This is a genomic window from Barnesiella sp. (assembly GCF_022723415.1).
Classification (GTDB): Bacteria; Bacteroidota; Bacteroidia; order Bacteroidales; family Barnesiellaceae; genus Barnesiella; species Barnesiella intestinihominis.
In genome coordinates this window covers 1-7,231 of the sequence record NZ_JAIJHU010000086.1, presented here as the reverse complement: position 1 = coordinate 7,231, position 7,231 = coordinate 1, and the positions used below count along the sequence as shown (strand labels likewise).

6 protein-coding genes and 1 CRISPR repeat array are annotated in these 7,231 nt (G+C 46.5%); of the genes, 5 read left to right on the top strand and 1 reads right to left on the bottom strand.

The genetic code is table 11. The features are described 5' to 3' along the window. Positions 1–530: 530 nt before the first annotated feature. From QVD32_RS12190 to QVD32_RS12175, 4 genes are all read left to right on the top strand, one after another. Positions 531–2,888, top strand: coding sequence for an ATP-dependent helicase (locus tag QVD32_RS12190; RefSeq protein ID WP_271695470.1), 2,358 nt, complete (start codon positions 531–533; stop codon positions 2,886–2,888). Between the two features lie 13 nt (positions 2,889–2,901). Next, positions 2,902–4,041, top strand: coding sequence for a carboxynorspermidine decarboxylase (gene nspC / locus QVD32_RS12185; protein WP_021890874.1), 1,140 nt, complete (start codon positions 2,902–2,904; stop codon positions 4,039–4,041). A 65-nt stretch (positions 4,042–4,106) separates the two neighbouring features. Beyond that, the gene (locus QVD32_RS12180) at positions 4,107–4,316 is read left to right on the top strand and encodes a hypothetical protein (RefSeq protein ID WP_008862256.1); all 210 of its coding nucleotides are present in this window, start codon (positions 4,107–4,109) and stop codon (positions 4,314–4,316) included. Positions 4,317–4,330: 14 nt separating this feature from the next. Continuing rightward, on the top strand, positions 4,331–4,744 hold the full coding sequence (locus tag QVD32_RS12175; RefSeq protein ID WP_021890875.1) for a PH domain-containing protein: 414 nt from the start codon (positions 4,331–4,333) through the stop codon (positions 4,742–4,744). A 15-nt stretch (positions 4,745–4,759) separates the two neighbouring features. Here the strand turns inward: QVD32_RS12175 and QVD32_RS12170 are convergent, their stop codons facing one another. Next, the gene (locus QVD32_RS12170; RefSeq protein ID WP_021890876.1) at positions 4,760–5,830 is read right to left on the bottom strand and encodes an alpha/beta hydrolase; all 1,071 of its coding nucleotides are present in this window, start codon (positions 5,828–5,830) and stop codon (positions 4,760–4,762) included. 427 nt (positions 5,831–6,257) lie between these two features. Here QVD32_RS12170 and QVD32_RS12165 point away from each other — a divergent pair, with 427 nt between their 5' ends. After that, positions 6,258–6,653 carry a hypothetical protein gene (locus QVD32_RS12165; protein ID WP_147401587.1) on the top strand — a complete coding sequence of 132 codons (396 nt, stop codon included), beginning with the start codon at positions 6,258–6,260 and terminating at the stop codon, positions 6,651–6,653. Between the two features lie 223 nt (positions 6,654–6,876). Next, positions 6,877–7,231: direct repeats of the CRISPR family, unit length 47 nt; unit sequence GTTGTGATTCGCTTTCAAATTTGTATCTTTGACATATTAAATACAGC.

Here is a 7,231-nt window from a genome sequence, read left to right as displayed (position 1 = left end):
CCCGGATTCCATCAATCCTCCTTCGATTGCAACAGAAGAGAATAAATCCGACAGGTGGAGGGTGAACCTAATCCCCTCTTTTTCCCTCTCGATTTCGATGAGCAGAAACAGGAAGTCTCCCTTCTCCCCTACCATGCCTCATAACATAACGAGCCATTTTCTCATCTCCTCTGTGTTTTGCTAATGCAAAATATGGAGCGAAACGTCATGTCGTATCAAATAGATTCAAGACCGTCAAAAGCACGAATTAAATCCCCGCCTTTATCGGGCGGTGAAGTCGCAAGGAAGACGGAGGAAAAAGGGTGAGGACTGTCCGAGCGGAGCGAGTTTCGCAGACCCCGACGGCGACCGTAGCGACGAACCAAGAAACTCCGCCACCACCAATACAGTACTTGAAAAGAAGAAATAAAACCCAATTCTGCGATAACGAAAGTATGATTCTCAAAAAAATAGATAACGCACAGACAAAACCGAGGCTTGTTTCTATTAACCCTTTACACTATCTTTGCACGAAGCAAAGGAAAAGAAAAGTGGAACAAGATTTTCTGAACAGTCTGAACGACCAGCAACGCGAAGCTGTGCTCTATACCGATGGACCGGAATTGGTTATCGCCGGAGCCGGGTCGGGTAAAACAAGAGTACTTACCTACAAAATAGCACACCTGCTGCAAATGGGATATCCACCCCACCGGCTGCTAGCACTCACCTTCACCAACAAAGCGGCCAACGAAATGAAAGAACGCATCGCCGCATTGGTAGGGACAGAGACAGCTCAACGCTTGTGGGCAGGGACGTTTCACTCCATTTTCTCCCGCATACTTCGAGCCAATGCCGACCGGCTCGGTTATCGTCACGACTTCACCATCTACGATGCCTCCGATTCCCTGTCGCTTATAAAAAGCATTATCAGAGAACTTCAACTCGACGATAAGACATACAAACCCTCAACCGTGCAGGCGATTATTTCCCATGCGAAAAACGCCCTCATCGAACCGCAAGCCTATGCGCGAAACCGGGAACTTATCGAGATGGATACTCGTTCGAAACGGCCCCTCATTCACGAAATATACCGTATCTACCGACAACGCTGTTTCGTGTCGGGGGCAATGGATTTCGACGACCTGCTGCTCAATACCAATATACTTTTCAGGGATCACCCCGACGTGCTGCAACACTATCGCGACCTGTTCGCCTACATCTTGGTAGACGAGTATCAAGATACCAATTTCGCCCAACACCTCATCGTCAGCCAGTTAGGAAAAGGCCACAATCACATCTGCGTGGTGGGCGACGATGCCCAGAGCATTTACTCGTTCCGGGGAGCGAATATCCACAATATACTCGGACTGAGTAAAGAGTACCCGGGATTGAAAATATTCAAACTCGAACGAAACTACCGTTCCACACAAAATATCGTCAATACGGCCAACAGCCTCATCGCCAAGAACAAGGAACAAATACCCAAACAAGTATTCTCCGAAAAAGAACAAGGAAACAAAGTACAAGTAATAAGTGCCTATTCCGATTTCGAAGAAGGCTTTATCGTCTCGAACCGTATTGCCGAAATGCGTCTCACGACTCACTGTGATTACAACGACTTCGCTGTCCTCTACCGCACGAACGCACAGTCCCGTGTATTAGAAGAAGCTCTGCGCAAGCGCAACATACCCTACCGCATCTACGGAGGCATGTCGTTCTACCAAAGGAAAGAAATCAAGGACGCCATCGCCTATTTCAGATTGACGATAAACCCCGATGACGAAGAAGCGCTCAAACGAGTCATCAACTATCCCACACGAGGAATCGGAAATACCACTCTCTCGAAACTCATCGAACGGGCACACTCGCAGGAATCCAGTATATGGAATGTGATTTCCGACCCCATAGGCTACAACTTGGCCATTAACAACGGCACATTGAACAAGTTGAAAACCTTCAAGGACCTCATAGACGAATTACGCTACGAAGCCGATAAAAAGAACACACCGGAACTGGCAGAAACGATTATCAAGCGGTCGGGTATTTGGGGAGAAATTTCCTCGGATCGTACCCCCGAAAACATCAGCCGACAAGAGAACATCGAAGAACTTTTGAACGGTGTCCGTGAATTTTGCGCCCTGCGCGAAGAAGCCAGAGAAGAACAAACCTCCCTATCCGACTTCTTAGCCGAAATTTCTTTGGCGACAGATCAAGACAACGGCGATGAAACCGAGCAAGACAAAGTAACCTTGATGACGGTCCATGCATCGAAAGGATTGGAGTTCAAACAAGTTTTCATTGTTGGAGTAGAAGAAGACCTCTTTCCTTCGGCCATGAGTAAAAACAGTGAACGGGAAATCGAAGAAGAACGACGTCTGCTCTATGTGGCCATCACCCGCGCAGAAGAAAACTGCACCCTCACGTATGCCCTCTCCCGCTATCGTAACGGACAAACGGTCTCCTCTCCTCCAAGCCGGTTCATCAAAGACCTCGATTCTCGATACGTCGATATGCCGGTACAAACCAAACAAGAGTCTCCCAGAGAAACCATATCGTGGAACCGATTTCCATTCGATACGGAAAGACCGCGCAAAACTTCCCGATGGAACGAAGAAGATACGGATCGCACACCTGCACCGAGACCATTCACTGCTCCGTCTCCGGGCAAACGGTTGACCAAGATAGACTCTAAACCCACAGGTGAAACCCATTCTACGACACAATCCACAGTTGCAACCGCTGCCGGGCAAGTAGAAATAGGAACATTCATCTGCCATGCCCGCTTCGGAAACGGAACCGTTACAGCCATAGAAGATACGGGAGACAACTGCAAAATAACCGTCGAATTTGAAAACGTCGGACGCAAACAGCTCCTGCTCAAATTCGCCAAGTTCACAATCATAGAATAATTTTTCATACGTCATGCACGATACGCTATCGCAAATACCATCGCCCTGCTATGTTCTCGAAGAAGAACTATTGCGCCGCAACCTCGCTCTCATTCGCTCCGTCAAAGAAGCCGCCGGAGTAAATATTATACTGGCGTTCAAAGCCTATGCCCTTTGGAAATCATTCCCCGTCATACGGGAATATATTCCGCACTCCACAGCCAGCTCCATACACGAAGCACGGCTGGCATTCGAGGAGATGGGCAGTCCGGCACACACCTACTCACCGGCCTATACCGAGCGGGATTTCCCGACAATACTCAAATACAGCAGCCACATTACCTTCAACTCCCTGACTCAATTCGAACGGTTTTACCCCCAAGTAGTAGCCGACGGCAACCGGGTATCGTGCGGGTTGCGTATCAACCCCGAATATTCCGAGGTAGAAACCGACCTCTACAATCCCTGCGCACCGGGTTCCCGCTTAGGAATAACCGCCGACAAGCTGCCCGAACTTCCGCAGGGCGTGGAAGGACTTCATTTCCACACCCTCTGCGAGTCCACCTCCTACGACCTCGAAAAGACTTTGGCACAAGTCGAAAACCGATTCGGGCATTTGCTCCCCCATATCAAATGGCTGAATATGGGTGGCGGTCACCTCATGACCCGCAAGGATTACGATACCGCACATTTGATTAACCTCCTCCGGGGCTTCAAACAAAGACACCCCGGCCTCGAAATCATTCTCGAACCCGGTAGTGCGTTCGCTTGGCAGACCGGTACATTAGTATCCACCATAGTCGATATAGTCGAGAACCACGGTATCAAAACAGCCATTCTCGACGTCTCTTTTGCCTGTCACATGCCCGACTGTCTCGAAATGCCCTATAAACCGGCGATACGAGGCTCGGTAGAACCCGCACCCGGCACATACGCCTATCGTATGGGAGGAAACTCTTGTCTGAGCGGCGACTATATAGGAGACTGGCATTTCGACCACGAATTGCAAATAGGAGACCGAATCATATTCGAGGATATGATTCACTATACGACAGTCAAGACAACCATGTTCAACGGAATCCCCCACCCCTCCATAGCCTGCCTCAAAAGCGACGGGAAAGCGGAAATCTGGCGGGAATACGACTACTACGACTATAAAACCCGAATGGATTGACAAGACATCGATCCCCCGGAACAAATCACAAAATACATTTGTTAATCGACAAAAAGCATAAAACAATGGGAACATTCTTAGGTATCGTAGCACTGCTCATCACCCTTGTCGCATTTATTCCCCTATTGGGATTTCTCAACTGGGTGGCCATACCCATATCGGTCATTTTCCTCATCATCTGTGCCATTCTCAAATCAGACAATGGCAAAACCCTCTGCATCGTATCTATCGTTTTGGGTATACTGCGCCTTATGCTTGGTGGAGGGATATTCTAATCTCCTACGAGACAATGAAAACTGTTTACAAATCAAAGGTCGATAAAGGCTTGCTAATCGCCATTATAGCAATTGTCCTTCTGTCCTACCTGCCGCTCCTGTTCGAATTCTCTTGGATAGCCCTCGCCTTATTGGTCGTCACGGCCGCTTTCATTGCCGACCCATTCTGTAACACGAGCTACACCATAGACAACGGCACGCTGCACATCAAATGCGGCATATTCTTGTCGTCCTCCTTCCCGATCGACCGAATAACGAAAATCTCGAAAACCAATAGTTGTTTAAGCGCACCGGCCTTATCGATGGACAGGATAGAAATCCGCTTCGCCGACAAAAAGACTCTCGTCTTGTCTCCCAAACAGAGGCAAGCATTCATCGATCATCTAAGGAGTCTCAATCCCGATATAGTTGTAAAGCCACCTCTCTGATACGGAATGATTCCCCTACTCTAACGTGAGAAAGTCGGCGGCTAAACGAACAGACTCCCCGAATGCCGTAGGCTGTCCCGGCACGGTGATAAAGAGATGCACCGTATGAGGCAAAACCGTATGGCTCACGGCAACGCCGAGCCCGGAAAGTCTGGCCGCCAATTCCTTCCCCTGACATAAAAGAATATCCCGCTCGGCATTGACGATAAGCGTCGGCGGTAGCTGTTTCAGTAGCTCGTCATCGGCTACACCCGGCGAGACAAGAGGCTGTCGAGCATCTCCTGTACCGATGTATGCGGCATTGAAAGCCTCCATCAATTGGGCATCGAGACCATATCCCTCGGCATAGTTTTTCCACGAAGACGAACCGTCTGCCCAAGCTTTTGTCACCGGATAAAACAGCACGAGCGAACAAAGTGAAGAGCACATCGTTCCACTGTCCATGCGGCAAGAGTGAGAATCCTTTGCAAGAATTAGGTTAAGAGCCGTAGCAAGAGCAAGATTCCCGCCCGAACTATCTCCGCCGATAGATATCCGATCGGGAAGAAAGCCATACTCCCCGGCATGCTCGAAAGCGAATGCGACGGCCTCGGTACAAGCATTGAGGGCGGCAGGATAAGCATGTTCGGGTGCTAAGGGATATTCCACGGCCAACACAGCAATCTTTGCCCTATACGATAACCCCGCACAAAAATGAGCGCAACTATTGATACTCCCGAAACACCAGCCACCCCCATGTAAGTAAATCAACACAGGCAACGGAATAGTATCGAATCCGGCAGGGCGATACAAACGATAACACCCTCCGATATCCGCTGCCACTACCCCACTTTTCGATTCAGGGTTCGTATTACGCGAATTACGCACAGATATCAAAGCGGTACAATCCCCGTTTATGGCGCGACGCACGGCATCGGCCTGTGTCTTTTGTAAACCCGCAGGCAAAGATTGAAGAAACGCACAAGTCTCCTTCTCCATCATTACACTGCTCTGCGCTCTGCCTCTCAATGAAAATACGATAAGTACGGCACACATGATCTTTTTAGACACATAAAAAGCCGTACGACAAATACCCAACGGTTCCATACATTCATTATCCCTTTGATTGAGCTATCAAAGATACGCTTTTCCACACAAAACACACCTACCAACACTGTAATTCAATAGTATTTATCCGTGGTATTCTCAACACATAAGAAATTAACAGTTTAAAATCCAACTAAATTAATTATGATTTAATTTCAAATCCGTACCTTTGACATATTAAATACAGCTGCTGCTGGTAAGAGCCGTACTCCTTTAAGGTTGTGATTCGCTTTCAAATTTGCAGCTCTGGCATATTAAATACGGCTGACGGACTTATCGATTATGAAATTCTTTCCAAGCAGAAAGCCATTGTCTACATCCAAAACAAGCAATTCATATTCATTTAGTAATTCTTAAACAGCATTTACAGCTATTGTACCGCTCCGTGATTTTCCTTATCTTCGCAAACCAAATCAATAAATGCAATATGAAATTCAAGATATTAGTTCCGTTGCTATGTCTATGTTTCCTGAGTAGTTGCTATACGTCCCAATTAGTAAGTAAATTCTCAGGCACACAAGTCGAATTAGGTATGAGCCAAAATGAGTTTATCCAAAAGTTTGGCAAACCGTTTAACAAAGAAATGGCTTATACTTACGATAAGCACAAAAGGGAAACATTGTTTTATAAAGAAGATTTATATCGGGGAAGTTGGTTCATCGTCACGACAGCTTTTACTTTTGTCGATTCCAAATTGGTCAGCCAAGAGATTGTCAGAGAAGAAAGGCAATTCAATCACGAAGAACATCCTCGTCGGGAAAAACATCAATCTTCCACAACTTGCCCACGTCAAAATTTCCTCCTATCTTGTACCAATATTTAACCCGTCATTCTTGATTTTCAATATTCCCAGCATTTTACACGAATATTCAAGAAAGCGATAGGTGTGACACCGAATGAGTCTCGGATATAGGCATGGAAACTGTATATTAACATTCCCTATTGTATCAATTTGGAAACAAAGTAGTTAGCATTAATTTAACCCCATTCGATACACAAACATTTGCCTTGACGACGTAGTATTTAGCCAAAGTTTGCACCTCATCGTTGTGAGTCACTTTCAAATTTGTACCTTTGACATATTAAATACAGCCGTCTTTTGCCGCTATAGCGATGAAGCGGAGTTGTGATTCGCTTTCAAATTTGTATCTTTGACATATTAAATACAGCTAATCTCGATATGGGTTTGTAAAATGATTTGTTGTGATTCGCTTTCAAATTTGTATCTTTGACATATTAAATACAGCTTGTCACTCATCGATCAATCTCCTATAATCGTTGTGATTCGCTTTCAAATTTGTATCTTTGACATATTAAATACAGCGTCGGCACGGAGAACGTGACTTTGGAACTTGTTGTGATTCGCTTTCAAATTTGTATCTTTGACATATTAAATACAGC